The 26,050-nt window shown below is 36.8% G+C and carries 23 protein-coding genes; 13 read left to right on the top strand and 10 right to left on the bottom strand.

The annotated features are described in order from the left end of the window. Positions 1–84: 84 nt before the first annotated feature. The gene (locus V6255_RS06415) at positions 85–1,770 is read left to right on the top strand and encodes an NAD-dependent malic enzyme (protein WP_341627469.1); all 1,686 of its coding nucleotides are present in this window, start codon (positions 85–87) and stop codon (positions 1,768–1,770) included. 184 nt (positions 1,771–1,954) lie between these two features. Here V6255_RS06415 and V6255_RS06410 read toward each other — a convergent pair whose 3' ends face one another. Further along, entirely contained in the window at positions 1,955–3,115 is a 1,161-nt protein-coding gene (locus V6255_RS06410; protein WP_341627407.1) for an FAD-dependent monooxygenase, read from the bottom strand. A gap of 225 nt (positions 3,116–3,340) precedes the next feature. On the opposite strand from V6255_RS06410, the gene miaB reads away from it, so the two are divergent. The 9 genes from miaB (at position 3,341) to V6255_RS06365 (ending at position 13,649) form a co-directional block, all read left to right on the top strand. Beyond that, positions 3,341–4,762 (top strand): tRNA (N6-isopentenyl adenosine(37)-C2)-methylthiotransferase MiaB, encoded by a 1,422-nt coding sequence (gene miaB, locus V6255_RS06405; protein WP_025565074.1) that lies wholly within the window; start codon positions 3,341–3,343, stop codon positions 4,760–4,762. Positions 4,763–4,808: 46 nt separating this feature from the next. Then, positions 4,809–5,843 carry a PhoH family protein gene (locus V6255_RS06400; protein WP_341627406.1) on the top strand — a complete coding sequence of 345 codons (1,035 nt, stop codon included), beginning with the start codon at positions 4,809–4,811 and terminating at the stop codon, positions 5,841–5,843. Next, positions 5,843–6,319, top strand: a complete 477-nt coding sequence (ybeY, locus tag V6255_RS06395; protein WP_341627405.1) for an rRNA maturation RNase YbeY — start codon at positions 5,843–5,845, stop codon at positions 6,317–6,319. Before V6255_RS06400 ends, ybeY begins: the two co-directional genes overlap by 1 nt. Before the next feature lie 9 nt (positions 6,320–6,328). Continuing rightward, positions 6,329–7,201: a CNNM family magnesium/cobalt transport protein CorC gene (corC, locus tag V6255_RS06390; RefSeq protein ID WP_025565077.1), complete on the top strand. Its 873-nt coding sequence runs from the start codon at positions 6,329–6,331 to the stop codon at positions 7,199–7,201. Next, a complete protein-coding gene (gene lnt, locus V6255_RS06385) occupies positions 7,198–8,799 on the top strand; it encodes an apolipoprotein N-acyltransferase (protein WP_341627404.1) in 1,602 nt (533 codons plus the stop codon). The genes corC and lnt overlap by 4 nt, the downstream gene beginning before the upstream one ends. A gap of 66 nt (positions 8,800–8,865) precedes the next feature. Next, on the top strand, positions 8,866–10,236 hold the full coding sequence (locus V6255_RS06380) for an MATE family efflux transporter (protein WP_341627403.1): 1,371 nt from the start codon (positions 8,866–8,868) through the stop codon (positions 10,234–10,236). Positions 10,237–10,350: 114 nt separating this feature from the next. Beyond that, positions 10,351–11,127, top strand: coding sequence for a RimK/LysX family protein (locus V6255_RS06375; protein WP_341627402.1), 777 nt, complete (start codon positions 10,351–10,353; stop codon positions 11,125–11,127). A 9-nt stretch (positions 11,128–11,136) separates the two neighbouring features. Next, entirely contained in the window at positions 11,137–12,675 is a 1,539-nt protein-coding gene (locus V6255_RS06370; RefSeq protein ID WP_341627401.1) for an inactive transglutaminase family protein, read from the top strand. A gap of 2 nt (positions 12,676–12,677) precedes the next feature. Beyond that, the gene (locus tag V6255_RS06365) at positions 12,678–13,649 is read left to right on the top strand and encodes an alpha-L-glutamate ligase-like protein (RefSeq protein WP_137297961.1); all 972 of its coding nucleotides are present in this window, start codon (positions 12,678–12,680) and stop codon (positions 13,647–13,649) included. Positions 13,650–14,629: 980 nt separating this feature from the next. On the opposite strand, the gene V6255_RS06360 is transcribed toward V6255_RS06365, so the two are convergent. The 9 genes from V6255_RS06360 to zapE all read right to left on the bottom strand — a co-directional run bounded on the left by V6255_RS06360 (position 14,630) and on the right by zapE (position 21,551). After that, the gene (locus V6255_RS06360) at positions 14,630–15,046 is read right to left on the bottom strand and encodes a ClpXP protease specificity-enhancing factor (protein ID WP_025565138.1); all 417 of its coding nucleotides are present in this window, start codon (positions 15,044–15,046) and stop codon (positions 14,630–14,632) included. A gap of 34 nt (positions 15,047–15,080) precedes the next feature. After that, complete coding sequence (gene sspA / locus V6255_RS06355; protein WP_025565139.1) at positions 15,081–15,716, bottom strand: stringent starvation protein SspA; 636 nt, start codon at positions 15,714–15,716, stop codon at positions 15,081–15,083. Positions 15,717–15,818: 102 nt separating this feature from the next. Continuing rightward, positions 15,819–16,556: a cytochrome c1 gene (locus V6255_RS06350; RefSeq protein ID WP_341627400.1), complete on the bottom strand. Its 738-nt coding sequence runs from the start codon at positions 16,554–16,556 to the stop codon at positions 15,819–15,821. Beyond that, positions 16,556–17,833, bottom strand: a complete 1,278-nt coding sequence (locus V6255_RS06345) for a cytochrome b (protein WP_201288002.1) — start codon at positions 17,831–17,833, stop codon at positions 16,556–16,558. Before V6255_RS06345 ends, V6255_RS06350 begins: the two co-directional genes overlap by 1 nt. Beyond that, positions 17,833–18,423, bottom strand: a complete 591-nt coding sequence (gene petA, locus V6255_RS06340; RefSeq protein WP_341627399.1) for a ubiquinol-cytochrome c reductase iron-sulfur subunit — start codon at positions 18,421–18,423, stop codon at positions 17,833–17,835. The genes V6255_RS06345 and petA overlap by 1 nt, the downstream gene beginning before the upstream one ends. A 248-nt stretch (positions 18,424–18,671) precedes the next feature. After that, positions 18,672–19,196 carry a non-heme ferritin gene (ftnA, locus tag V6255_RS06335; RefSeq protein WP_341627398.1) on the bottom strand — a complete coding sequence of 175 codons (525 nt, stop codon included), beginning with the start codon at positions 19,194–19,196 and terminating at the stop codon, positions 18,672–18,674. Positions 19,197–19,307: 111 nt separating this feature from the next. Next, positions 19,308–19,697, bottom strand: coding sequence for a 30S ribosomal protein S9 (rpsI, locus tag V6255_RS06330; RefSeq protein WP_025565144.1), 390 nt, complete (start codon positions 19,695–19,697; stop codon positions 19,308–19,310). Between the two features lie 15 nt (positions 19,698–19,712). Then, the gene (rplM, locus tag V6255_RS06325; RefSeq protein WP_025565146.1) at positions 19,713–20,141 is read right to left on the bottom strand and encodes a 50S ribosomal protein L13; all 429 of its coding nucleotides are present in this window, start codon (positions 20,139–20,141) and stop codon (positions 19,713–19,715) included. Positions 20,142–20,441: 300 nt separating this feature from the next. Continuing rightward, positions 20,442–21,551 carry a cell division protein ZapE gene (zapE, locus tag V6255_RS06320; RefSeq protein ID WP_341627397.1) on the bottom strand — a complete coding sequence of 370 codons (1,110 nt, stop codon included), beginning with the start codon at positions 21,549–21,551 and terminating at the stop codon, positions 20,442–20,444. A 228-nt stretch (positions 21,552–21,779) separates the two neighbouring features. Between zapE and V6255_RS06315 the strand changes: the two genes are divergently transcribed. From V6255_RS06315 to degS, 3 genes are all read left to right on the top strand, one after another. Then, positions 21,780–23,135, top strand: a complete 1,356-nt coding sequence (locus V6255_RS06315) for a Do family serine endopeptidase (protein ID WP_341627396.1) — start codon at positions 21,780–21,782, stop codon at positions 23,133–23,135. A 184-nt stretch (positions 23,136–23,319) separates the two neighbouring features. Next, positions 23,320–24,729 (top strand): pyruvate kinase PykF, encoded by a 1,410-nt coding sequence (gene pykF / locus V6255_RS06310; protein WP_341627395.1) that lies wholly within the window; start codon positions 23,320–23,322, stop codon positions 24,727–24,729. A gap of 188 nt (positions 24,730–24,917) precedes the next feature. Then, positions 24,918–25,982, top strand: coding sequence for an outer membrane-stress sensor serine endopeptidase DegS (degS, locus tag V6255_RS06305; RefSeq protein WP_341627394.1), 1,065 nt, complete (start codon positions 24,918–24,920; stop codon positions 25,980–25,982). Positions 25,983–26,050: the final 68 nt, after the last annotated feature.

Genomic DNA, 26,050 nt, shown 5'->3' with positions numbered 1-26,050 from the left:
CACTCAAAAATACGATCAAAAAAATGATCAAAAAATTAGTTTTGAACCAACTTATCCGATGCCTTTATTTACTGAGAAGATTTTATTATGCCGAACAAACGTCCTCTATATATTCCCTTTGCTGGGCCCGCATTATTAGAAGCCCCACTATTAAATAAAGGCAGCGCTTTCTCATCTGAAGAACGTGATAATTTTAATTTAACAGGTTTATTGCCTCACAATATTGAAACCATTGAAGAGCAGTCACTTCGTGCTTATCAACAATTATCCTCTTTCTCTAGTGACTTAGATAAGCATATCTATTTACGTAATATTCAAGATACTAATGAAACATTATTTCATCATTTGATTGAGCAACACATCGAAGAAGTAATGCCATTAATTTATACCCCTACGGTTGGCCAAGCTTGTGAGAAATTTTCTAAAATATACCGTCGTAAACGTGGTTTGTTTATCTCTTACCCTGAGCGTGACAAAATTGATGACATGTTACAAAATGCCACTAAACAAAATGTAAAAGTTATCGTAGTGACCGATGGTGAGCGTATTTTAGGGCTGGGCGATCAAGGTATCGGTGGTATGGGTATCCCAATTGGTAAATTAGCGTTATACACAGCTTGTGGTGGTATCAGTCCTGCACATTGTCTTCCTATTTTGTTAGATGTAGGCACAAACAACAGCCAACTACTTAATGACCCAATGTACATGGGATGGCGCAATCCACGTATTACTGGTGAAGAGTACAATGAATTTGTCGACTTATTTATTCAAGCCGTTAAACGTCGTTGGCCTGAAGTGTTATTGCAATTTGAAGATTTCGCGCAAACTAATGCAACCCCACTATTAAATAAATACCGCGATCAACTATGTTGTTTTAATGATGACATTCAAGGTACTGCAGCAGTATCAGTAGGGACGTTAATTGCGGCTTGTTTAAATAAAGGGCAGAAACTTAGCCAACAAAATATTGCCTTTTTAGGGGCAGGATCTGCAGGTTGTGGTATTGCAGAACATATTATTAGACAAATGCAACGCGAAGGTTTGACTGAAGACCAAGCGCGTAAACAAGTATTTATGGTTGACCGTTACGGTTTATTAACTGACAACATGACTGAGCTACAAAGCTTCCAAGCACCGCTTGTACAAAAAGAAGCTGACATTGTAGGTTGGGATAAGAGCCAAAAACTAGGCTTAGAACAAGTTGCTAAGCAAGCTAAAATAACCGTATTGTTCGGTGTAAGTGGTCAAAAAGGATTATTCACACAAGGCGTGATTGAAGCGTTATGTGAGAATACTGAAAACCCAATCGTCTTACCACTTTCAAACCCAACATCTCGCGTGGAAGCAACCCCACAGGAGATAACAAATTGGAGTAAAGGTAAAGCGATTATTGCAACGGGTAGCCCTTTCCCAAATACACTTTACGAAGGTCAATCTTTTGAGATTTCTCAATGTAACAATAGTTACATTTTCCCTGGCATTGGTTTAGGTGTATTAGCAGCACGTGCAACGGGTATCAGCGATAATATGTTAATGGTGGCAAGCCAAGCTTTAGCGGATGCATCAATGGAATATGAGAAAGCACCGGGCGCGTTATTACCTCCATTAAAAGTGATTAAACAGATCAGTGAAAAAATTGCCTGTGCAGTGGCACATCAAGCAATTGAAGATAAATTAGCGCTACCAGTTACCGATGAAAACATGCAACGTCGTTTAGAGGCTAACTTCTGGTTACCTAAGTACCGTAACTACCGTCGTACTTCTTTCTAATAAAGTGACAACAAATTAGGCTGTAAACAGTCTAAAATAGACACTTAAAATTACTATTTTAAAGCACAATAAAAAGCCGTGTAGTGACTTAACGAGATCAATTTAAGTTACTACATGGCTTTTTTAATGCGTGACAATTATATGTCTATGGCAGATATTCTATGACTATACATTTTGTCACTCGTTAATTAATGCCCATCGCATAACGCATCACACGATTTTTAACTTGTCCTGATTGCTGTGCAAGCCCCAAAAAACCTTTACGTAATACACGTATCACATCAGAATCTGATTTACTGACTTTATAAAATACATCCATACCCGTTTGCATTAACAAGTTGGCAGGTCGTCTCTGGCATTGATAACGTTTTAGCATTTCAGGTATTGGTAAATCACTACATTGCGTTAGCAACTCAACAAGACATTGCACATCTTTAAAACCTAAATTAACGCCCTGTCCAGCTAACGGATTAATAGTATGTGCTGCATCGCCTAACAGCACTACACGGCCTTGATAATAATATTTTGCATGACGACGAGTTAATGGAAAACCACCTTTAGCCTCGACTTTAAAATCAAAGTCTAATTTAGGAAATTCAGCTAATATAGTGTCTTTGAGCTGCTGATTGGTTAAGCTTTGTAGATGCTTTATTTTTTGTGGGCTGTGATACCACACTAAACTGGCATTATTGCCAGCAAGTGGTAAAAAGGCACAAGGCCCTGTTTCTCTAAACTCTTGCCAAGTAACGGCTTGCTGTGCGCAATCAGTAGTAATATTAATGAGCAAACAATGTTGGCGATAATCCCAGCTTGTCACTGGCAGTTGTAAATGATTACGTACCCCTGAATTTGCACCATCACAGGCAAGCAGTAATTCTGCCGTAATTACTTGTTGGTCTGATAGAGTCACTGTTACTTGTTGTTCATTTTGATCAATATCAGTGACTTCACAACATTCATAAAAATGAACATTATTTAATTGTTTTAAACGTTGCCACAATACCGCTTGGATCCAACGGTTTTCAGCAATATAACCTAATTGCTCAGCACCAATATCATCACTTGAAAACATGAGTCTCTGGCTACCTTGCTCCCAAGTATGTAATCCTTGATAGGCACAAAGTCTGTCTGACGGAATATCTTCCCATACACCGGCTTGCTCAAGTAAGTGTTTACTTTGCGCACTGAATGCTGAAACACGGAGATCAAAGGCATCATCATCCTTTGGCATAGTAAAAGAAGACCTTTCAATTAGGTGTAATGTATCACCTTGTTTGGCAAGTAATAATGCAGATAACGCACCGACCATTCCCCCGCCAACAACAATCATTTCTCTCTTTGTCATTACACCCTCAACTGTTTGTCTTACACCGATTTAATGATTGTACGTAAAAGATGCCTTGTTGGGAAAATTAACCTAATATTTTAATGTTATAAAACCAAGATATTTGGATCATCATCAATAATAGGGAAGCGAGCAAACAAAAAGTAGCATGATTGCTTTGATGTGCGTAAAATGCGACCTCGTTTTAAGAAACACACTAATTAGTCAGCATAGTAGGCAGTGAATATGAGCATGAAATTACACGTTAAAACATGGGGTTGTCAGATGAATGAATATGACTCATCAAAAATGGCGGACCTTTTAAGTGCAAGTAACGGTTATGTTTCCGTTGATGAAGCTGAAAATGCTGACGTAATTTTATTAAATACTTGTTCTATTCGAGAGAAAGCACAGGAAAAAGTATTCCACCAACTAGGTCGTTGGAGAAAACTAAAAGAAAAAAATCCTAATATTATTATTGGTGTTGGCGGTTGTGTTGCTTCCCAAGAAGGTAAGGCTATTCGTCGTCGCGCTCCTTACGTAGATATTGTTTTTGGACCACAAACGTTACACCGTTTACCAAAAATGATTCAAGACGTGAAAGACAATAAAGGTAATGTGGTCGATGTCAGTTTCCCTGAAATTGAAAAGTTTGACTCGATGCCAGAGCCTAGAGCTGAAGGCGCAACCGCCTTTGTGTCTATTATGGAAGGCTGTTCAAAATACTGTACTTTCTGTGTTGTGCCTTACACGCGTGGCGAAGAAGTTAGTCGCCCATTAGACGATATTCTATTAGAAGTTGCACAACTTGCAGAGCAAGGTGTTCGTGAAATCAATCTATTAGGTCAAAATGTAAACTCTTACATTGGTGATATGCACGATGGTGAAGAATGTAGTTTCTCTGAATTACTACGTTACGTTGCTTCTATCGATGGTATTGATCGCTTACGTTATACAACTAGTAATCCGATTGATTTCACTGATGAAATCATTGATGTTTACCGCGACACACCAGAATTAGTAGATTTCTTACACCTCCCAGTACAAGCTGGTGCAGATCGTATTTTAACCATGATGAAACGTGGCCATAATGTAGCGCAATACAAAGAAAAAATTGCAGCATTAAAATTGGTTCGTCCTAATCTTACTATTAGCTCTGACTTCATCGTTGGTTTTCCAAATGAAACCGATGAAGATTTCCAACAAACAATGGATCTGATTAACTATATTGGTTTTGATACCAGTTATAGCTTCATTTATAGCCAACGTCCTGGTACGCCGGCAGCAGATATGCCAGATGATGTAACCTTAGAGACTAAGAAAAAACGCTTAGCAATATTACAAGATAGAATACATCAGCATTCTCAATTAATTGGTCGCCGTATGGTGGGTTCTGTACAACGTATTTTAGTTGAAGGCCCTTCTCGTAAAAACATCATGGAATTATGTGGTCGTACTGAGAATAACCGAATTGTAAACTTCGAAGGAGACCATCGTTCGATTGGTGGTTTTGTTGATGTTGAAATTACAGAAGTACATACCAACTCAATTCGTGGTAAGTTTATCCGTGGTGAATCAGAAATGAATCTACGTGAATCAATTCGCCCAAGTGATATTGTGAAAAGCAAAGCAAAAAAATTAGGTGTTGAAACGTTTATTCCAGCATAATTTTTGCTTAGAATGACTTTTATCCAAAATAAATAAGGCCTTAAATTTGACCACAAAATTAACTACATTACACCTTGATTTAGAACCTGCAGATAAAGATCGCCTAGCGGTTTTATGTGGTTCTTTTGACGACAACATCAAACAAATAGAGCGTCGTTTAGGTGTTGAAGTAATTTATAAAGATGCACACTTTCAAATAGTGGGTGAAGAACGTTACGCTCAAGCCGGTAGCGAGTTAATCAATGATTTATACATTGAGACTCAGTCTATAAAAGGCAAAGCAGCACGTTTATCTGATGAAGATGTACATTTAGCGTTGCAAAACGTAATCAGTGAACATCGTTTATTGGAAGTGAGTGTAGCGTCTGAAGAAGTTGGTTTTAAAAGTCTAACGATTAAAACTAAACGTGGTGTGATTAAACCACGTGGTGAAAACCAAACAAAGTACGTGAGTAACATTTTACGTAATGATATCAGTTTTGGTGTTGGCCCTGCTGGTACTGGTAAAACTTACTTAGCCGTTGCTTGTGCTGTAGAAGCATTAGAACGTCAAGAAGTGCGTCGTATCCTATTAACGCGCCCTGCTGTTGAAGCCGGTGAAAAACTAGGTTTCTTACCGGGTGATTTATCACAAAAAGTAGATCCGTACTTACGCCCATTATATGACGCTTTATTTGAAATGTTAGGTTTCGAGAAAGTTGAAAAGTTAATAGAGAAAAACATCATTGAAATTGCACCACTTGCTTATATGCGTGGGCGTACTTTAAATGATGCGTTTATTATTTTAGATGAAAGCCAAAATACGACGACAGAACAAATGAAAATGTTCTTAACGCGTATTGGTTTTAACTCTACAGCGGTAATTACCGGTGATATTACGCAAATTGATTTACCTCGCCATCAAAAGTCTGGTTTACGCCATGCAATTGAAGTATTGGGTGAAGTCGATGACGGTATCAGCTTTAACTTTTTCTTAGCAAACGACGTAGTCCGCCATCCAGTAGTCGCTCGTATTGTTAAAGCTTATGATGCTTTTGATAGAAAAGCTGAAATAGCAGAAAGCGAAGCGAGAAACGCTTAATGGAATTGTACGTTGATTTACAGCTTGCTAGTGAAAACCATCAAGCGTTACCTGAACTCGCACAGTTTGAAGCTTGGGTTAGCGCAACTTTAATCGCAGCTAGCGAGCAACTACGTGATGAAGCTGAACTAACAATACGTATTGTAGACAATGAAGAAAGTCAGCAGTTAAACCACCAATACAGAGAAAAAGATAAATCAACTAATGTGTTATCTTTTCCTTTTCAGAATCCACCGGGGATCACATTGCCTTTGTTAGGGGATCTGGTAGTCTGTAAAGAAGTGGTTGAAAAAGAAGCAACGGAACAACAAAAACCGTTAATTTCACATTGGGCACATATGACAATCCACGGCACACTCCATCTTCTAGGTTTCGACCATATTGAAGAAGATGAAGCCGAAGCGATGGAAAGTATTGAAACCAAGCTCATGATTGAGTTAGGTTATAGTGACCCTTATTTAAGCGAAAAAGAGTAAATAAAATTAATGTCGGAAGATTCTCATTCTAGTAACGAACAGCCTAAAGAAGGTCTGTTCGATAAAATCGGTAACCTATTTCAAGGTGAGCCTAAAAGCCAAGATGAATTATTAGATGTGATTGATAGCGCTAAACAGCGTCAAGTTATCGATCAAAAAACCAAAGAAATGATAAAAGGTGTTATCGACGTTTCTAAAATGCGCGTTCGAGATATTATGATCCCGCGTTCACAAATGGTGACATTGGGACTACACCAGCCTGTTGAAGAATTATTGCCTGAGATTATTAACTCAGCTCACTCTCGTTTCCCTGTTATTACTGAAGATAAAGACCACGTTGTTGGTTTATTATTAGCAAAAGATCTCATTCAATATGGTTTTAGCTCAGATCCTGATGATTTTAAAATCGAAGATATTCTGCGTGAAGCGGTTGTTGTGCCTGAAAGTAAGCGACTAGATACTTTATTAAAAGAATTTCGTAGTCAACGTTACCATATGGCGATTGTTGTTGATGAATATGGTGGTGTATCAGGTTTAGTCACTATCGAAGATATTTTAGAAGTGATCGTTGGTGAGATTGAAGATGAATTTGATTACGAAGAAGAAGATGAAATTCGTAAAATAGGTAAACGTACTTACACTGTGAGTGCATTAACCACATTAGCTGATTTTAATGAGTTCTTCGAAACTGATTACAACATTGATATTCAAGATACGATTGGTGGTTTAATTTTGCATGAACTAGGGCATTTACCTAGCCGTGGCGAAAAGATAACGATTAATGAACATAAGTTTAAAGTCACTAATGCCGATAACCGTCGCTTAGTACAGCTGCAAGTTCGTGTTCCAAAAGAATTGAAAAAAGAGCTTAAAAAAGATTGAAAAAATACCTGAGCAAACTGCTAAATAAAGCAACGTCTTCTTTATCAGCGCAATTATTAACAGCTGCCTTTTTAGGGGCGATACAAGTATTTGCTTTTGCTCCTTTTCAACAATGGTGGGTTTTATATCCATCATTTGTTGGCATTTTTCTACTCCTCAAAAAAGTCCAACAGCAGCATAAAAAGCTATTTCTAGTCAGTTTCATTTTTAACTTATCGATGTTTGTTGCAACCTTACATTGGATCTATGTCAGCATGGATCTCTTTGGTGGTATGCCACTGATTATCAGCGCGTTATTAATCGTCTTACTGTGTGCTTATTTAGCCCTATTTCCATCTCTTGCATTATGGCTTACTTATAAAATACCGACCAAATCATCAGTTATTCGATTACTACTTATTATGCCTAGTTTATGGCTAATAACTGACTGGCTAAGAGGCTGGGTACTAACTGGTTTCCCTTGGGCTTATTTAGGCTATAGCCACGCAGATACGGTATTAGTTGGTTTCGCCCCTATTCTCGGCGTACAAGGTATCACCCTAGCGATATTGCTTATTTGTGCTTGCCTTACTCTACTCACTCTTAAAAAATCACCAAAGCTTGCATCATTATTAATACTGGCTGTTGTAATGAGCGGTTATAGCTTAAAACAACTTACTTTTACTGAATTACAACCGGCAATTAAAGTGGCTTTGGTACAGGGTAATATAGATCAGAACAAAAAATGGGAGCCAAACGAGCTCTACCCTTCTATATTAAAATATTTAGAATTATCAGGGATTAGAAACAGTAAAGATAACAGCGGAAATGACCTTATCACCGCTAAAAAACCAGCAGAAACTGAACTTGTTATTTGGCCAGAATCAGCAATCGCTGGCCTTGAAGTTGATATGCAACGCTTCTTACAATCTTTGTCTTTAAAGTTTACACAAGAAAATAAAGCATTATTAACAGGTATTATTAATTACGATGTTAATAACAAAGACTATTACAATAGCATCATCATGTTAGGAAAATTACCTCCAGGACAAGGTTACTCGCAAACTAGCCCTAATCGCTACGCCAAACATCAATTATTACCGATTGGTGAATTTGTTCCCTTTGAAGATCTTTTACGTCCTTTAGCCCCGTATTTTAATTTACCAATGTCGAGCTTTCAACGTGGCGGCGAAATACAAGAAAACTTAAAATTTTCAAACAGTACACTCGCACCAGCGTTATGTTACGAAATTGCTTTTCCTGAATTATTACGTAAAAACGTTCATGAAAAAACAGGATTAATCATCACCCTCAGTAATGATGCTTGGTTTGGCGATTCAATCGGCCCAGCTCAGCATTTGGAAATAGCGAGAATGCGTGCCATTGAACTTGGCCGTCCACTACTACGCAGCACTAACAATGGTATTACCGCCATTTATGACAGCCTTGGCAATGAACTTGGTCGATTACCTTCCAATACCGATGCGGTATTACGACGCGCAGTTCAACCCGCTTATGGGCAAACGCCTTATCAGCAAGTAGGCCAAACTCCCTTATTTATTTTCTGCCTATTATCATTAATATCAGCATTTGTTTTAATTAAAAGAAAAGCTGCTTAATCGTAACGCCTTAATGAACCATTACTTTCATGACTATTGATATAAATAAGTTTATTAAGGCGTTTTATGAAAAATAAAATAATAACTTTTCAAAACAAAACTTTTCAAAAAAAGCTTTGGACCATCGCTCTGCCGATTGCTCTGCAATCATTACTGTATTCTTTTTTAGGCTTAGTCGATATTTTAATGGTGAGCCAGCTAGGTGAGGCAGAGATCGCTGCGGTAGGCTTAGGTAATAAAGTCTTTTTCTTTAATCTATTAATGATGGTGGGTGTTAGTCACGCTGGAGGTGTACTTGCAGCTCAATATTATGGAGCAAAAGAACTGTCAGGATTACGCCGCAGCTTAGTTACTTCTCTCTTAATTAGCGTGTTAATTACCCTCCCCTTTGTTCTTTTTTATGTATTTTCGCCCAGTACCGTGACAGGGTTGGCGAGTAACGATATTGAGTTGTTGAATTATGCAGATCAATATTTAAAAATCACTGCCTATAGTTTTCTATTTATTGCCGTTGTATTGCCATTAGAAACAGCATTACGCTCCGCTGGTGACACCAAAACAGCGATGAATATTAGCTTTTTAGTATTACCACTAAATGCTTTCTTTAATTACATTCTTATTTTTGGACACTGGGGTGTACCAGCAATGGGAGTAGAAGGTAGTGCTTGGGGAACTTTTTTAGCCCGAGCGATTCAAATGGTATTGTTAATGTTATTTATTGCAAAAAAACGAACGTTTGTTATTGCAAGTATCGAAGAGATTAAAACAGCGCTTTCTATACTTGATATACGCCGTTATTTAAAGTTAGCTATTCCAATGGTATTACATGATAGCGGCTGGGCATTAGGCGTATTTGTATACACCTTAATATTTGCCATGATTGGCGTACAAGAATTAGCAATAATGAGTATGGTGTCGACAATTGAACAAACTATTTTTGCTCTGTTTATTGGTGTTGCTATTGCGAGTGGAACAATGATCGGGCATGAATTAGGTGCAAAGGCATTTGATAGAGCATGGCAACAAGCTTGGACTTTTATTTTATTTGTACCTGTCTTAGCGTTTATATTTGTACCGCTAATTATCTATTTTAGAGAGCCGGTATTATCTTTTTTCCCAGCACTGTCAGAGTCAGCGACAGCAAGTGCTTCACAGGTTTTATTAGTACTAGCCTGTGCTTTATTTATACGCGTAATAAACTTTATTGGCATTATCGGCGTATTACGTAGCGGAGGCGATATCAATTACAGTACATTCATGGATATTTTTTGCATGTGGTGTGTCGGAATACCATTAACTTTTATCGCTGTGAAATATTATAACTTCACTTTAGTTGAGGCTTATATTATCGCATTATCAGAAGAATTAATTAAAGTATTAATGGTATTACAACGAGTTCATAAAAAACATTGGCTTAAAAATGTTTTACCTACTTAATTAAAGGTATTTTAATTCATAAACAAACAATCATGATCATAATTTATCACTGCTATTTATAATGCAAACTGATACCATATTTTTTAATTTTTAACGTCTATCAAAGGAACCTTCATGCTTTTTAAGAGAACGGCCATTATTACACTTTCAACCTTATTTCTGACCGTTGGATGTATTTCTATTTCAACAGACGAAGAAGCGCAAAAAGTACAAACAACGCTTCAAGAACAAGCAAATAAAATTGCAGATTTAGAAACTGCTTTAACAGAATCCAAAGCAGATATAGAAGAAAAACAAAAAGCATTAGAAAAAAATAAAACAGATTTAGAAAAAGTACAACAAGAGAAACTGGATCTTGATGAAAAATTAAAACAGAAAGCAACTGCAGTAAAATCAACAAGAAGAAGTAGTAATGTTGTTACTAAAACAAACACCAAGAAAACGACTTCAGATAAAAGTATTTTAGGTCAAACTGAATGGATTTATGTCACTAAAGCAAAAGAAAACTTTAAAGCTCGTATCGATACAGGTGCTGCAACTTCTTCTATCAATGCATTAGATATTCAAGAATTTGAACGTGATGGAAAAAATTGGGTTAAATTCAATATTTCACATAATGCAGATGCAAAAGAACAAATCATTGAAGCACGTGTTCTTCGCTATGTAAGAATATTACAGTCAAGCGAACCAGGTGAATACGATAGACGCCCTGTTGTTGAATTACATGTAAGAATTGGCGGTGTTGCACATCGTTCAGAATTTACCTTAACCGATCGTCAGCACATGGAATATGCCGTTTTAATTGGTCGTAGTTTTATGCAAGATGTCATTGTTGTCGATGTGAGTAAAGATTATATTTACCCAAAATATCAACCACAAGATACAAAATAGGACACATTTATGAATGCGCGCATTTTCTTTTTTACTTTAGTCGCCGGGTTATTTTTACTGGGGATATTTCAGACAGTACAACGTCATTTAGCATTTGATATTCCATGGATGCCAGGTGAAACTCGTTCTGTATGGAACATCGATGCTAAAGTTGAGTTTGAAGCAACAGGAAAGCCTGTACTAGCTTCATTAACGACACCAAATAGCCAAGCAGGTTATACACAAATAAGTCAAAATGCAGCATCGCCAGGTTATGGTTTATCTTTCTTATATGAAAATAATAACCCGCAAGCACAGTGGACTATTCGCAAAATAAATGGTCCTCAAACCCTTTATTATAATATTCAATTATTGGTTGATAATGGAAGTACTGATCAATCGATTACCGAAATGCCTGAGCTACATGAAGTTGAATACGGAGCAGCAGGTGTCGCTGCTGATTTAGCTGCCGGTTCAGATATTATCAAGGATGCTTTAAAAACCAGTGCTGATGCATTTAGCTTCACGCGGGAAGTACTAAAACAACTTAATGCAAGCGATCCTAATCAAAATGTTAGTTTAGTCTTAGCGGGTAAAGCATCAAAGACTGACATCCTCATTACGCTTTTAAATGAAGCTAAAATCCCAACAAAAAGAATTGGTGCATTAACATTGGAAGATGGCCGTCGTCGCCAGCACTTGCAACCGTTAATTGAAGTTTTTCAAGAGAAAGATGGTAAAATTGAGTCTCGTTTATTTGATGCTTCATCAGTAAAAGAAGTGGATCGTAGTGATCTATTATTATGGGACCAAAGTGGAAAAGCCTTATTAGAATTAACTGGTGGTGTTAACTCAAAAGTAAGCTTTTCGATGATCCAACAAGATCAGCCTGCACTCGCGGCTATCTTGCAAAAAACTGATAATGAACATCTATTTAACTTCTCAATTCATAGCTTGCCTGTTGAAGATCAATCTTTATTTAAAGGTATTTTAATGATCCCGCTGGGCGTATTGATTGTTGTGATCATGCGAGTATTAATCGGATTAAAAACATCAGGTACTTTCATGCCGGTGTTAATAGCAATGGCCTTTATACAAACGAGCTTGGTTACTGGACTAGTTGGCTTCATTTTACTTGTCGCGGTCGGCTTGTTTATTCGATCATACTTATCGCATCTTAACTTGCTCCTGGTCTCCCGAATATCGACCGTGATCATTATGGTTATTTTATTGATCGCACTATTTGGTGTCCTATCTTACAAATTAGGCTTAACGGAAGGCTTAAAAGTGACGTTCTTCCCAATGATCATCTTATCTTGGACGATTGAACGTATGTCTGTTCTGTGGGAAGAAGAGGGTCCAAAAGAAGTATTTACACAAGGCGGTGGTAGTTTAGTTGTTGCGGTACTCGCTTACTTTGTAATGAGTAACGAAGTCGCTCGTCACTTAATGTTTAACTTCATTGGTTTGCAGTTTGTAGTTATGTCTTTTGTATTGGTATTAGGTAGTTACACAGGTTACCGCTTGTTAGAATTGCGTCGTTTCAAACCTTTAGCAGACAAGGAATAATCATGTTCTTTTCTAGTCCTTTTAAGTTAAAAAAGAAAGGCATTATGGGGATGAACCAACGTAACAGTGGTTATATTGGTCGTTACAATCCCCGCCGCTTATATCCTTTAGTGGATAATAAACTAAAAACTAAAATCATTGCACGTGAAGCAAATGTGACCACTCCTGCCCTGCTTGGTGTTATTTCGATGCAGGCTGAAGTTGAAGGCGTAGAGCAGTTTATAACAGATACAGCAGGCTTTGTTATCAAGCCAGCTAAAGGCAGTGGCGGTAAAGGTATTTTAGTCATTACTAAAATCAAAAACGGTCGCTACTACAAACCCAATGGCAATGAAGAAACTTTAGCTGAAATAAAACGTCATGTGACTGATATTTTAGCAGGGCTATTTAGTCTTGGAGGTAGTGCTGATGTCGCAGTGGTAGAAGGTTTGATTCAATTTGATAGTGCCTTTGATGGTTTCAGCTTTGAAGGTGTGCCTGATGTACGAGTGATCGTATTTAAAGGTTTCCCTGTGATGGCAATGATGCGTTTATCAACCGCCGCTTCCGATGGCAAAGCTAATTTACATCAAGGAGCTGTTGGAGTAGGTATTGATATAGCGACAGGAAAGGCTGTTAATGCGGTTCAGTTTGATTTACCTGTTGAACGCCACCCTGATACAGATAAAGAGCTAAAACTGCTTAACGTGCCAAAATGGGAGCGTTTAATCTACCTAGCCGCAAGCTGTTATGAAATGTCAGGTATGGGTTACCTTGGTACCGATATGGTACTCGACCGTGATTTAGGCCCTATGTTATTAGAACTCAATGCTCGTCCAGGATTGGCGATTCAAATTGCTAACGGGACAGGTATTCTGCCGCGTTTAAAGCTCATTGAAAGTTTAACCAATGCAGACCAAATGACGGTAGAAGAACGTGTTGCTTTTTGTAAGAAACATTTTGCAGAAACACCATTAGTTGAAATAGCTTCTTAACTGAATATAAGGTCATAATAAGCAATTAAATTTATAAGGCCATTACATTGAATGTAATGGCCTTTTTTATTGCGTTCAATTTTTTAGTTATACCGATTACATTAAATATGTCATCTAAATTTTGCGCTGGAAAAACAGTTCAATTCAAGGCGTAAATTGAGCCTTTCCAAGATTAACTCCGTTAATCGCCTATCGGAGAATTAACCAAAAGAGGTTAATTCTTTAATGTTTTTCCCTTTACGAAATTTACAACGACGAAGTGGAGTGTTTTAACCAATAAAATAGATAAGCTATTTATTGTGATTGGTATAATACCGATTACATTAAATAATGTGATCTAAATTTTGCGCAGGAAAAATGAGTTAGTTCAAGGCGAAAATTGAGCTAAATGGTTGTTCCCTTTACGAAATTTACAACGAAGAAATAAGTTATTTTAACAAGTAAAATAGATAACTTAATTAGTGTGATTGGTATAATTAAAGATTTAGATTTAATGCTGAATAGAGCTGACGAAATAGCCCCTTATTTAAAATACATAAATAGACATGGCGCCTTTTCAAATAAGTTGCATATCGCTTTTTAACTTTATGTACTTGAGAGGATTAGCTCAAAAGAATAGTTCGCAGGGGTAATTGAACAGGATAAATAAAAACAGCGATAATTAATGAGAAAGTGATTCAATATATTGCTGTTATCAACGCTTATTCACATCAAACAACACGAATCATTTAACTAATACCAAAAGAATTAATAAGGTGATCACTCTTGCTGGTTAAAATCACCTCTAACTGCGTTCTGAGTTTTGAAGTGAGAACAACTATCTTCTACAACTCACGCCTTATTAGTGTTAATTTTTCCTGCGCAATTTCTAATCACTTATTTAATTCCATTGGTATAAGGTATAAAAACAAAAAAACCGAGTAAAACTCGGTTTTTAATTAAAGATTAATAACAGTTAAACATGTTATTAATCTAATCAGTTATTTTACTACCGTTAATGTCGGCTTCTTACCTGAACCTTTATTGCTTGGTTTTGCTTCTTTATTATCTTCGACAGACTGTAAAGGCATATCAAACTTTTCATAAGCAGGCTCTTCAGGGAAGATAGTACCTGCACCATTTTCACGCGCATAAATTCCTTCAATAGCATATAAAGGAACGTACACTTGCATTGGTTGACCAGAGAATCGAGCATTAAAAGATAATGCTTCGTCATCTAAAGAAAAAGCAATTACTGAACTAGGCGCAATATTTAATACTATCTTGCCATTTTCAACAAATTGTTGTGGTACATCGACATGTGGTTTTGTTGCATCAACAATTACATGAGGCGTGCATTCACTATCAACTATCCAGTTGTAGAAAGCGCGCATTAGATAAGGACGTTGTACTAACATTTCCGACATTTTAACTACCTACCAATTTGAAGAATTAACCGCCGATACGGATTTCACGCTCAGTTTCAGTCATTGAAGCTTGGAATGATTCACGTTCAAATACTTTAACCATGTAGCTTTTTAGACCTGTTACATTATCGTAACCTAAGTCGATTTTTAATTCTGGTAGACGCCATAATAACGGAGCCATGTAACAATCAACAATCGTAAACTCTTCAGACATAAAGTAAGAGAAGTGATCAAATACTGGTGCAACTTCAAGAATTTTAGCACGTAATTTAATACGAGCAGCTTCAGCTTTAGCAACATCATTAGACATAACGATAGCAACCAATGGGTACCATTCGCTTTCAATACGTTGCATTAATAAACGGCTTTTAGCACGTTCAACTGGGTATACAGGCATTAGTGGCGGATGAGGAAAACGCTCATCTAAATATTCCATAATAATGCGTGAGTTATATAACACTAACTCACGATCAACTAATGTAGGAACATCACTATTTGGTGTTAATTCAGCTAACTCCTCAGATGGGTTCTCTTCATCAACAGTCGTGATGTCGACATTAACGCCTTTTTCAGCCAACACGATACGTGTTTGGTGACTATATAAATCAGATGGTCCTGAGAACAACGTCATTACTGAACGTTTATTTGCAGCTACAGCCATGGAATACCCCTAGTAGTTAAAAATGTGTGCTTAAAAAACACAAACGGCAATGATGTCACAGTGACGCCATTGCCGAAAAAATGATAGAAATAATATTAGTGCTTAGTGAATATCGCGCCAGTACTCTTTCTTCAATAAGTAACTCAGTATAAATAAGATTATTAAGAAACCGATTACCCAAAAACCTAAGCTTTGACGTTCAAGTTTGTTCGGCTCTCCTGAATAGACTAGGAAGTTTACCAGATCTAGTACCGCTTCGTCATACTCATCGGATGACATCTCACCGGTGCCACTACTTTCAAGTCCGATAACCGTAAGATGTTCAACACCTTGGTCATCAACATGAATTTCTGTAATAGCAGTTGGGATACCTTGTAACTCTTCTAAGACATGTGGCATACCTACATCTTTAAAGACAACATTATTCACACCAAATGGGCGACCAGGGTCTTTGTAGAAAGAGCGTAAGTATGTATATATCCAGTCAGGGCCACGTAGACGTGCTTCTAATGTCAAATCTAATGGTGGGTTACCAAACCATTTAGCAGCATCTTTTTTCTCCATGCTGTTAATCATTAGCTCACCAATTTTACTATCTGTAAAAATCAGATTATCTTTCATTAACTGATCTGGTATGCCTAAATCAGTTGCCACACGTTGGTAACGTTGATGTGCTGTAGAATGACAAGCTGAACAATAGTTCATGAATAATTTTGCACCATTTTGTAATGACGCTTTATCCGACAAATCATAATTAGCTTTATCTAAATGAACTGCTGCACCACTGGCAAATGCTAAACTAGGTAAAAGTGCCACTAAGGCTATCAATAATTTTTTCATTAGTGTTTCAACCTCGTTGGTAGTGGCTTAGTTTTTTCATTTTTACTGTAAATAAACAGTGCAATAAAGAAGCCGAAATATCCGACAGATGCAATTTGAGCAATCAATGTATATAAAGGCGTTGCAACTAAAGTACCTAACACACCCAACACAATGAAACAGATAATGAATTGTGTAATATTTAGCTTATGTTTCCAGCTACGGTAACGTATTGATTTTACTTTACAACGATCTAACCATGGCAATAAGAACAGAATTGCAATAGAACCACCAAAGAAGACAACACCAATTAGTTTGTCAGGGATCGCACGTAAAATCGCATAGTAAGGCGTGTAATACCAAACTGGTGCAATGTGATCGGGTGTTTTCAAGCCATTGGCTGCTTCAAAGTTAGGCGCTTCAAGCAAGTAACCGCCACCTTCTGGAATGAAGAAAAGAACAGCACAAAAACAGATCAAGAAGAACGAAACACCCATGATATCTTTCACCGTAAAGTACGGATGGAAAGGAATAGCATCGACGATATCTTTCTTACCACTGTATTGTTTATGGAAAGTAAATTTACCTTTTTCTTCTTCTGTAGCTGAACCTTTTTTACGTTTAATCTCAACACCATCAGGATTATTAGAACCCACTTCGTGTAAAGCAACAATATGTAAAAAGACCAATGCCACCAATGCTAATGGCAACGCCACCACATGTAATGCAAAGAAACGATTAAGTGTTGCACCAGAGATAACATAATCACCACGTATCCATAGTGTTAAATCATCACCGATAATAGGAATCGCACCAAATAGTGAAATAATTACCTGGGCTCCCCAGAAAGACATTTGTCCCCAAGGTAGCAAGTAACCCATGAATGCTTCAGCCATTAGCACTAAGAAGATCAACATACCGAAGATCCAAATAAGCTCACGTGGCTTTTGGTATGAACCGTAAATTAAGCCGCGGAACATATGCAAGTAAACAACAACAAAGAATGCTGAAGCACCAGTAGAATGCATGTAACGCAATAACCAACCATAAGGAACATCACGCATGATGTACTCAACAGAAGCAAATGCACCTGCAGCAGATGGGTTATAATGCATGGTTAACCAGATACCCGTTAATAATTGGTTAACTAGCACTAACATTGCTAAAGAACCAAAAAAGTACCAAAAGTTAAAGTTAACGGGTGTCGGATATTGTGCAAGATGTTTATTCCACGTTTCCGTCATTGGGATACGAGTATCGATCCAATCGATGCCGCCCATCACTAATTTTTTAAGCATTAGGCATCTCCTTTGTCTACGCCAATTAGGATATTTGTTTCATCCACATAATAATGAGGAGGTATCACTAAATTTAATGGTGCCGGTACATTTTGAAATACGCGTCCAGCCATATCAAATTTAGAACCATGACATGGACAGAAAAATCCAGATTCCACGCCTTCAACTTGCTCATTAAATGAATCTGGTAAATAAGTTGGTGAACAACCTAGATGAGTACAGATACCAACAGCAAGGAATAAATCAGGTTTTAAAGAACGGCCTGCATTAGTGGCATATCCTGGTTGTTGAGGTTCTTTAGATTCAGGATCGCGTAATTTGCTATCTAATGTAGCTAGTTCTTCAATTACTTTTTGTGTTCGTGATACAACCCATACAGGTTTACCTCGCCACTCGACACGAATTAATTGACCTGGTTGGATTTTGCTAATATCAACGCTAACTGGCGCACCAGCAGCTTTAGCTTTTTCGCTTGGACTCCAAGATTTCACAAAAGGAACTGCTACTGCGGCAGCTCCTACAGCACCAACAACTCCCGTTGTTAGCGTTAGAAACTTGCGACGACCAGAATTAACAGGCACATTGCTCATTTAACCATCTCCATTGTGAGCTACTAAAAAAGCAGTTCAAAAAATACAAAACTGGGGGGTTTACATCAATCCGTTGAAACATGAATTACGAATGTACATAAAAACTGGCTGAATTTTAAAGAAATCATCCCTCATTTACAAGCCATTACCATTACTTTTGACGGGGAAATACAAAAAAAGCATGGCTTAATTGACCATGCTCTCATTAGAATTGCTTTACGTCAAAAAGACCGATTAATATTGTAGGTTTAAACTGTTGAATCCATAATTGATGTTGTTCCAGATTTTGCAATTTCAGCAAGATCTTTATCAATCCAATACAGTGCTTTACCATCTTCACCAACTAAAGAAATTTTATCTAGAATACCTTTAAATAGTTTCTCTTCTTCATGCTGTTCTGCTACATACCACTGTAAAAAATTGAATGTAGAATAATCATGTGTGGTAAATGCAACATGAGTTAATTCATTAATTTCTTTAGTAATTAAACATTCATGTTCATAAGTTGCTTCAAATACATCTTTTAATGAATTAAAGTCAACAGGTGGAGCATCAATTGAACCTAGAATAGGTAATGCACCGGTTTCACTAACATAAGTGAATAAACGGTTCATATGATCCATTTCTTCTGTTGCATGTTTGCGCAACATAGTCGCAGCGCCTTCATAGCCTTTGTCTTCACACCAAGCACTCATTTGTAAATACAAATTTGAAGAGTAAAACTCTAAATTAATTTGTTCATTCAACTTTTCAACCATGGTCTTATTTAGCATGACCTTCTCCTATTATAATTAATTCATTAACCTTAAAGCGCGCTTCACTAAAAAACAAGTAAAAAAAAGCCCAGTAAAAACTGGGCTTTTTTACAATTCGTAAAAACGAAATTAACGTTTAGAGAACTGTGGACGTTTACGTGCTTTATGTAAACCGACTTTCTTACGTTCAACTTTACGAGCATCACGTGTTACGAAGCCTGCACCACGTAATTCAGAACGTAGTGTCTCATCAAACTGCATTAATGCACGAGTGATACCTAAACGGATTGCACCAGATTGACCAGTTGTACCACCACCTTTAACAGTGATGTTTAGGTCGAATTTTTCAGCTGAGTCTACTAACACCAATGGTTGACGAACAACCATACATGCAGTTTCACGACCGAAGTATTCATCTAAGTTACGTTTGTTGATAGTGATTTGACCACTACCTGCTTTCATAAACACACGAGCTGTAGAGCTTTTGCGACGACCTGTGCCGTAGTATTGATTTGCCATTGTTTTATATTCCTATTAGATGTCTAAAACTTGTGGTTGCTGTGCAGAATGTTGATGCTCAGTACCAGCATAAACTTTCAATTTACGGTACATTGCGCGACCTAAAGGTCCACGTGGTAACATACCATTTACAGCTTTTTCAATAACACGCTCAGGAGCACGTACGATCAAGTCTTCAAAGCTAATTGCTTTAATGCCACCAATGAAACCTGTGTGGTGGTAGTAAATTTTACCTTTAGCTTTGTTACCAGTTACAGTAACTTTCTCAGCATTGATAACGATGATGTAATCACCAGTATCTACGTGAGGTGTGTATTCAGCTTTGTGTTTACCACGTAAACGTAAAGCGATTTCAGTAGCTAAACGACCTAGTGTTTTGCCTTCAGCGTCAACTACGAACCAGTCGCGTTTTACTTCAGCTGGTTTTGCAACAAAAGTTTTCATTAAGTTATACCCAAATTAATGATTTAAAAAAATATGATTACATAAATTGCAATCAAAAATGTATTTTTCGCCTTTCCGTATCCCTTCGAATACGTCTAGCGTAAACAGATCCACCATAACTATCTGGGGAGGTGGATAACGTGGGCGGCCAGATTATATAGAAAATTGAGCCAGAGATCACCTGTTTATTGCAACTTTATGAACAAGTTTCTCACAGCCTGTTAATAGTTGTTAACAATCAGTGTAATTGAGTGTTCCAGTAATGTTAGTTAACAAAATAACAGAAGATGAAGATAACAATTATATATCGAGATGATGAGCTTTACTTAAGTAAGTTTTACTTTGCATTTCTAGCAGACGGGAAACACAACGTTGAAACTCAAAGGCAAGACGAGTGCCTTTATACAATTCCAGTACACTGACTTCAGCTGACATAATTAGAACAACATTTCGGTCGTAAAATTCATCGACCATTGCAATAAATCGCCTACTTAAATCATTATGTTGCTCAGTCATTTGTGGAATATTAGACACTAATACAGTGCGATATAGGATGGCTAATTCAATATAATCATGCACGCTACGCGGTCCATCACACAATTCACTGAATTCTATACTAAGTGTGTCAGTACTCTTAGCAATAATATTGAGTGGACGATCATTAATAGTGATTGTTTGATCGTATTCTTTATCACCAGAGGAAAAAGTTTCAAAACTATTTTTAATCTGTAATGTTGCTTCTTGATTAAGAGGGTAATGGTAAATTTCAGCGTCAATTAAACGACCTAAACGATAATCTTTACCGCCATCTAAGTTAAATATTTCACAATGTTGATTAATAAGATCAATCGCAGGTAAAAAACGTGCTCTTTGTAAACCATTTCGATAAAGGTGATCAGGATGGATATTAGACGTTGCGACTAATACAACTCCTTCAGCAAATAACGCTTCAAACATGCCTGCTAAAATCATTGCATCTGTTATGTCTTCAACAAAAAATTCATCGAAACAAATAATGTCAGTTTCATTGGCAAATTGTTTTGCTATTTCCTTTAATGGATCGACCTGTCCTTGTAATAAGGTTAATTGTTTATGTACCTGTAACATGAAGTGGTGAAAATGCAGGCGTTTTTTACGTTTACCTTGGATGCTATGAAAGAATAGATCAACAAGGTAGGTTTTTCCTCGTCCAACTCCACCATAAAAATAAAGGCCTTTTATGGTATTTTTAGATTTAGGCGCTGAATTAAACAAACGCTTAAATAGAGAACTTTTTGGCGGAGTTTTAGTCTGATTTATTAACAATTCATCATATAATCGTTGTAGCATAGTAATTGCTTGCAACTGTGCGTCGTCAGCAAAAAAGGTAGGTTTTAATAAATCTGCTTGATATAAAGAAAGTGGCGTCACATTAATGTCTTAATAAATCAGTAAATTAATCTTTTATATAACATATTTACAAGTATTTTATACAGAGACATTTAAAATGTTAAATAATTTTTGAGGCATATCTCGCGAAAAACAGCAGAAATAAATACTTTAAAAAAGTTTAGTCATTATTATACAAAGGCTTACTTTTATGAAGAATAACAAATTAATACAATGAATAAATTCTGTAATAATGCATAAGGAGTTAAAATGAGTGGTTTTAAACAAACCCTACTGCTTTCAATTCTAATATTGACCAGTATTAATGTTAGCGCAGTGTTACCAACTGCAATTGATGGAAATAATTTACCTAGCCTTGCTCCCCTTATAAAAAAGGTCAGTCCAGCAGTTGTAGATATTTCAGTTTCAGGAGGTAGTAAAATATCATCTCAAAACCCAAAGAATTTATTAGATTTCTTAACCCCTAACTCCTCAGTACAAACTAAGTCTCAACCTTTTTCAGGATTAGGTTCAGGTGTGATAATTGATGCTGACAAAGGTTACATCATTACTAACTATCATGTGATTGAACATGCAGATAAGATAATTATCAGTCTTATCTCTGGTCGTCAATATGAAGCGACAGTAGTTGGACAAGATCCACAAAGTGATGTTGCATTACTGCAAATAAAAAATAAATATCCTTTAGTCGAAATCACATTCGCAGATTCAGATAAATTACAGGTTGGCGACTTTACCATTGCGATAGGCAACCCATTTGGTTTAGGACAAACTGTGACATCGGGTATTGTCAGTGCACTCGGTCGTAGTGGACTTAACTTACAAAACTTAGAAAATTATATCCAAACCGATGCTGCTATTAACAGCGGAAATTCAGGTGGCGCATTATTAAACTTAAAAGGTGAACTGATCGGTATTAACACTGCCATTTTAGGCCCTAATGGTGGAAATATTGGAATTGCCTTTGCCATTCCAGCCAATATGGTAAAAAACTTATCACAACAATTATTAGAATTTGGTGAAATTCGCCGTGGAATATTAGGTATAAAAGGTGGAGAAGTAACACCTGAGTTAGCAAAAAGTTTTGAGTTAGAGATAAATCATGGCGCATTCATCTATCAAGTAACACCAAATTCAGCAGCGGATAAAGCAGGGCTAAAAGCAGGAGATGTGATCACTTCCGTTAACGGTACGAATATAAAATCGTTTGCTGCATTGCGCGCTAAAATAGGTACGTTAAGCGCAGGGAAAAAAGTTACCTTAGATGTTATGCAAGACGATCAAGAAAAAACAATTATCGTTACTTTAGGTGGTAAAGACTCAACAACATCAACAGTAACTCCCTCCCCTACTATCATATTTGAAGGTGCAATATTAAAAGACGCAGAAAAAGGACAGCTTATTCCTGGAGTCAATGTAGCTCAAGTAGAAAAAAATTCGGAAGCAGATCGTTTAGGCATCGTTAAAGGGGATGTCATTATTGCAGTAAACCGTACTAAAGTTATAAATCAGCAACAACTTATGACTGAACTTAAGAAAGCTAAAAACATGAGAGCCTTAAATATCATGCGTAATAACCGCCCCATTTACATAATACTCGACTAAGATCACATAAAAATGTAATAAATTTACACAAATATACGTTTAATAAGCCTTTATTGATTATAAATAATTTTTTATTCGATAATTTCTTGTAAAATGCACGCCATAAATTATAAAAATCAAAGTTACAATAAAATTTGTAAGTAAAAGTAAGTAAAAAAGCACAATCACTCTTGGAGAAAAGACGGTGAGAAAAACTAAAATAGTATGTACGATAGGCCCAAAATCAGAATCTAAAGAAATGTTAGCAAAACTAGTTGAGAACGGCATGAATGTAATGCGTCTTAACTTTTCACATGGTGACTTCGTTGAACATGGAACTCGTATCACGCGTATCCGCGAAGTATGTGAAGAAACAGGCAAAAATGTTGCGGTACTACTAGATACTAAAGGCCCAGAAATCCGTACTGTTAAATTAGAGAACGGTAACGATGTATTATTAACAGCAGGTCAAGAATTCACACTTTCTACTGACCAAACAATCGTTGGTGATAACACTATCGTAGCAGTAACTTACGAAAATCTAACAAAAGACTTAGTGATTGGTAACACTGTATTATTAGACGATGGTCTAATCGAAATGACAGTTAAAAGCATCACAGATACAAACGTTGTTTGTACTGTAATGAACACGGGTGAGTTAGGCGAAAACAAAGGTGTTAATTTACCAGGTGTTAAAGTTCAACTACCTGCTTTATCTAAGAAAGATAAAGGCGATTTAATCTTTGGTTGTGAACAAGATGTCGACTTCATTGCAGCGTCATTTATTCGTAAGAAAGAAGACGTATTAGAAATTCGTGAGCTATTAAAAGCAAACGGTGGCGAAAAGATTCAAATCATCTCTAAAATTGAAAACCAAGAAGGTGTTGATAACTTCGATGAAATCCTAGCGGTTTCTGACGCGATTATGGTTGCTCGTGGCGACTTAGGTGTTGAAATTCCTGTTGAAGAAGTAATCTTTGCACAGAAAATGATGATTGAAAAAGCAAACAAAGCGCGTAAGCCTGTTATTACAGCAACGCAAATGCTTGATTCTATGATCAAAAACCCTCGTCCAACTCGTGCTGAGGCTGGCGATGTTGCAAATGCTATCATCGATGGTACTGATGCAGTAATGCTTTCAGGTGAATCTGCTAAAGGTAAATACCCTGCAGAAGCAGTTGAAATCATGGCTTCTATCTGTGCGCGTACTGACAGTGTTTTACACTCAGTAACGGATGAGAAAGAAACAGATCTTCGTATTACAGAAGCAGTATGTAGCGGAGCAGTAAAAAATGCAGAGCAATTAGGTGCTAAGCTACTTATCGTTGCAACAGGTGCTGGTAAATCAGCTCGCTCACTTCGTAAGTACTTCCCATCAATGCCTATCCTAGCATTAACAAGTAACCCTAAAACACGCCAACAACTAGCGTTAACTAAAGGTGTTTCAGCTAAAGTTGTAGAACAACAAACTTCAATGGAAGACTTCTACAAGTTAGGTATGGATATAGCAAAAGAACAAGGCTTAGTAGTAGCGGGCGATAAAGTAGTAATGGTAACGGGTGCATTAGTAGATTCAGGTACAACTAATACCTCTTCTGTACACGTTATTTCTTAACATTACCCTCTTCACTTAAATGACAATAATTATATAATTTATTGTTTTTTACATTATAAAACATCGTCTTAGGGCGATGTTTTTTTTGCGCTATGTTGGTTAAATAAAAAGTAATTTTCCGTCAGCCATTAGTTTTCTATATACTGAACTTCAATTTTTTTGTATTCATTACGTATAAATAAAAATATATGAAGCTGAAACTCTATTCAAATTATTTAATTAAACCTATTCTGTGTGGATTATTCCTTGCTGGAATAATTATTTATAGTCCACTTATATTTAAAAGTTTAAGTAATAAAACCAGCTATCAACCAGAGGTTATTAGCTACTCTGAAGCCGTCAAAAAATCAGCGCCTTCCGTTGTTAACATTTACTCTCAGCAATATATTGATTCTAGTGTAGGGAATAAACAACAACTACAACCTACAGGCTTAGGGTCAGGTATTATTTTTGATGCTAAAGGCTACATTCTAACAAACTACCATGTTATCTCTAAAGCAGATCAAATTCTGATTGCTTTACAAGATGGACGCTTATTTACTGCTACGATTATCGGCAGTGACATAATTACTGACCTAGCCGTATTACAAATTGATGGTGAAGATCTCCCTGTTATGCCACAAAACCCTGATTACTCTCCTGAAATAGGAGATCTGGTATTAGCAATAGGAAACCCTTATAACCTTGGTCAAACAATTACTCAAGGAGTGATCAGCGCATTGGGGCGAAGTGGGATGAGTAGCACTGGTCGTCAAGATTTTATACAGACAGACGCAGCTATTAATGAAGGTAACTCTGGTGGCGCATTAATTAATAGTCGTGGCGAATTAGTTGGTATTAACACCTCAGAGTTCTACACAGGCACCAGCAACGTTACCTATGGTATCAGTTTTGCTATTCCTTATCGTTTAGTTACCCATGTAATGAAAGGTATTATAAAAGATGGACGAGTTATTCGAGGCTCACTAGGTATTGAAGCAGAAAACTTAGATCCTTTAGTGGCTCGTTTATGGGGACTGGAAGCTAAAAATAGTATTATAGTTAAAAAAATAACCGAAGGTGGTCCAGCTCAAAAATCAGGTATGCAGAAAAATGATATTATTTTAAAAATAGGCGATGAAGATGCTATCAACCTAATTGTAACAATGGATAAAATAGCTAAAATTAAACCTAGAAACAATACAAAAATCACTATATTAAGGCAAGGTAAAGAACAAGTACTTGATGTAGAAATAGGTGAGTTACAACAATAAAAAATGAATCATACTCTGCTATCAATAGTAAAAAGTTCAACATAAAAATGAATCATGCTCTGCTATCA

The sequence above is a fragment of the Psychromonas arctica genome (genome assembly GCF_038155225.1).
Classification (GTDB): domain Bacteria; phylum Pseudomonadota; class Gammaproteobacteria; order Enterobacterales; family Psychromonadaceae; genus Psychromonas; species Psychromonas arctica_B.
Note: the sequence above shows the minus strand (reverse complement) of the source record. Positions and strands in the feature narration are given on the sequence as shown.

What these genes read in the sequence shown, in the direction of transcription:
- V6255_RS06410 (WP_341627407.1), bottom strand. Translation starts at nt 3,115, where the DNA reads ATGACAAAGAGAGAAATGATTGTTGTTGGCGGGGGAATGGTCGGTGCG.
- miaB (WP_025565074.1), top strand. Translation starts at nt 3,341, where the DNA reads ATGAGCATGAAATTACACGTTAAAACATGGGGTTGTCAGATGAATGAA.
- ybeY (WP_341627405.1), top strand. Translation starts at nt 5,843, where the DNA reads ATGGAATTGTACGTTGATTTACAGCTTGCTAGTGAAAACCATCAAGCG.
- corC (WP_025565077.1), top strand. Translation starts at nt 6,329, where the DNA reads ATGTCGGAAGATTCTCATTCTAGTAACGAACAGCCTAAAGAAGGTCTG.
- V6255_RS06380 (WP_341627403.1), top strand. Translation starts at nt 8,866, where the DNA reads ATGAAAAATAAAATAATAACTTTTCAAAACAAAACTTTTCAAAAAAAG.
- V6255_RS06375 (WP_341627402.1), top strand. Translation starts at nt 10,351, where the DNA reads ATGCTTTTTAAGAGAACGGCCATTATTACACTTTCAACCTTATTTCTG.
- V6255_RS06370 (WP_341627401.1), top strand. Translation starts at nt 11,137, where the DNA reads ATGAATGCGCGCATTTTCTTTTTTACTTTAGTCGCCGGGTTATTTTTA.
- V6255_RS06365 (WP_137297961.1), top strand. Translation starts at nt 12,678, where the DNA reads ATGTTCTTTTCTAGTCCTTTTAAGTTAAAAAAGAAAGGCATTATGGGG.
- V6255_RS06360 (WP_025565138.1), bottom strand. Translation starts at nt 15,046, where the DNA reads ATGTTAGTACAACGTCCTTATCTAATGCGCGCTTTCTACAACTGGATA.
- sspA (WP_025565139.1), bottom strand. Translation starts at nt 15,716, where the DNA reads ATGGCTGTAGCTGCAAATAAACGTTCAGTAATGACGTTGTTCTCAGGA.
- V6255_RS06350 (WP_341627400.1), bottom strand. Translation starts at nt 16,556, where the DNA reads ATGAAAAAATTATTGATAGCCTTAGTGGCACTTTTACCTAGTTTAGCA.
- V6255_RS06345 (WP_201288002.1), bottom strand. Translation starts at nt 17,833, where the DNA reads ATGCTTAAAAAATTAGTGATGGGCGGCATCGATTGGATCGATACTCGT.
- petA (WP_341627399.1), bottom strand. Translation starts at nt 18,423, where the DNA reads ATGAGCAATGTGCCTGTTAATTCTGGTCGTCGCAAGTTTCTAACGCTA.
- ftnA (WP_341627398.1), bottom strand. Translation starts at nt 19,196, where the DNA reads ATGCTAAATAAGACCATGGTTGAAAAGTTGAATGAACAAATTAATTTA.
- rpsI (WP_025565144.1), bottom strand. Translation starts at nt 19,697, where the DNA reads ATGGCAAATCAATACTACGGCACAGGTCGTCGCAAAAGCTCTACAGCT.
- rplM (WP_025565146.1), bottom strand. Translation starts at nt 20,141, where the DNA reads ATGAAAACTTTTGTTGCAAAACCAGCTGAAGTAAAACGCGACTGGTTC.
- V6255_RS06315 (WP_341627396.1), top strand. Translation starts at nt 21,780, where the DNA reads ATGAGTGGTTTTAAACAAACCCTACTGCTTTCAATTCTAATATTGACC.
- degS (WP_341627394.1), top strand. Translation starts at nt 24,918, where the DNA reads ATGAAGCTGAAACTCTATTCAAATTATTTAATTAAACCTATTCTGTGT.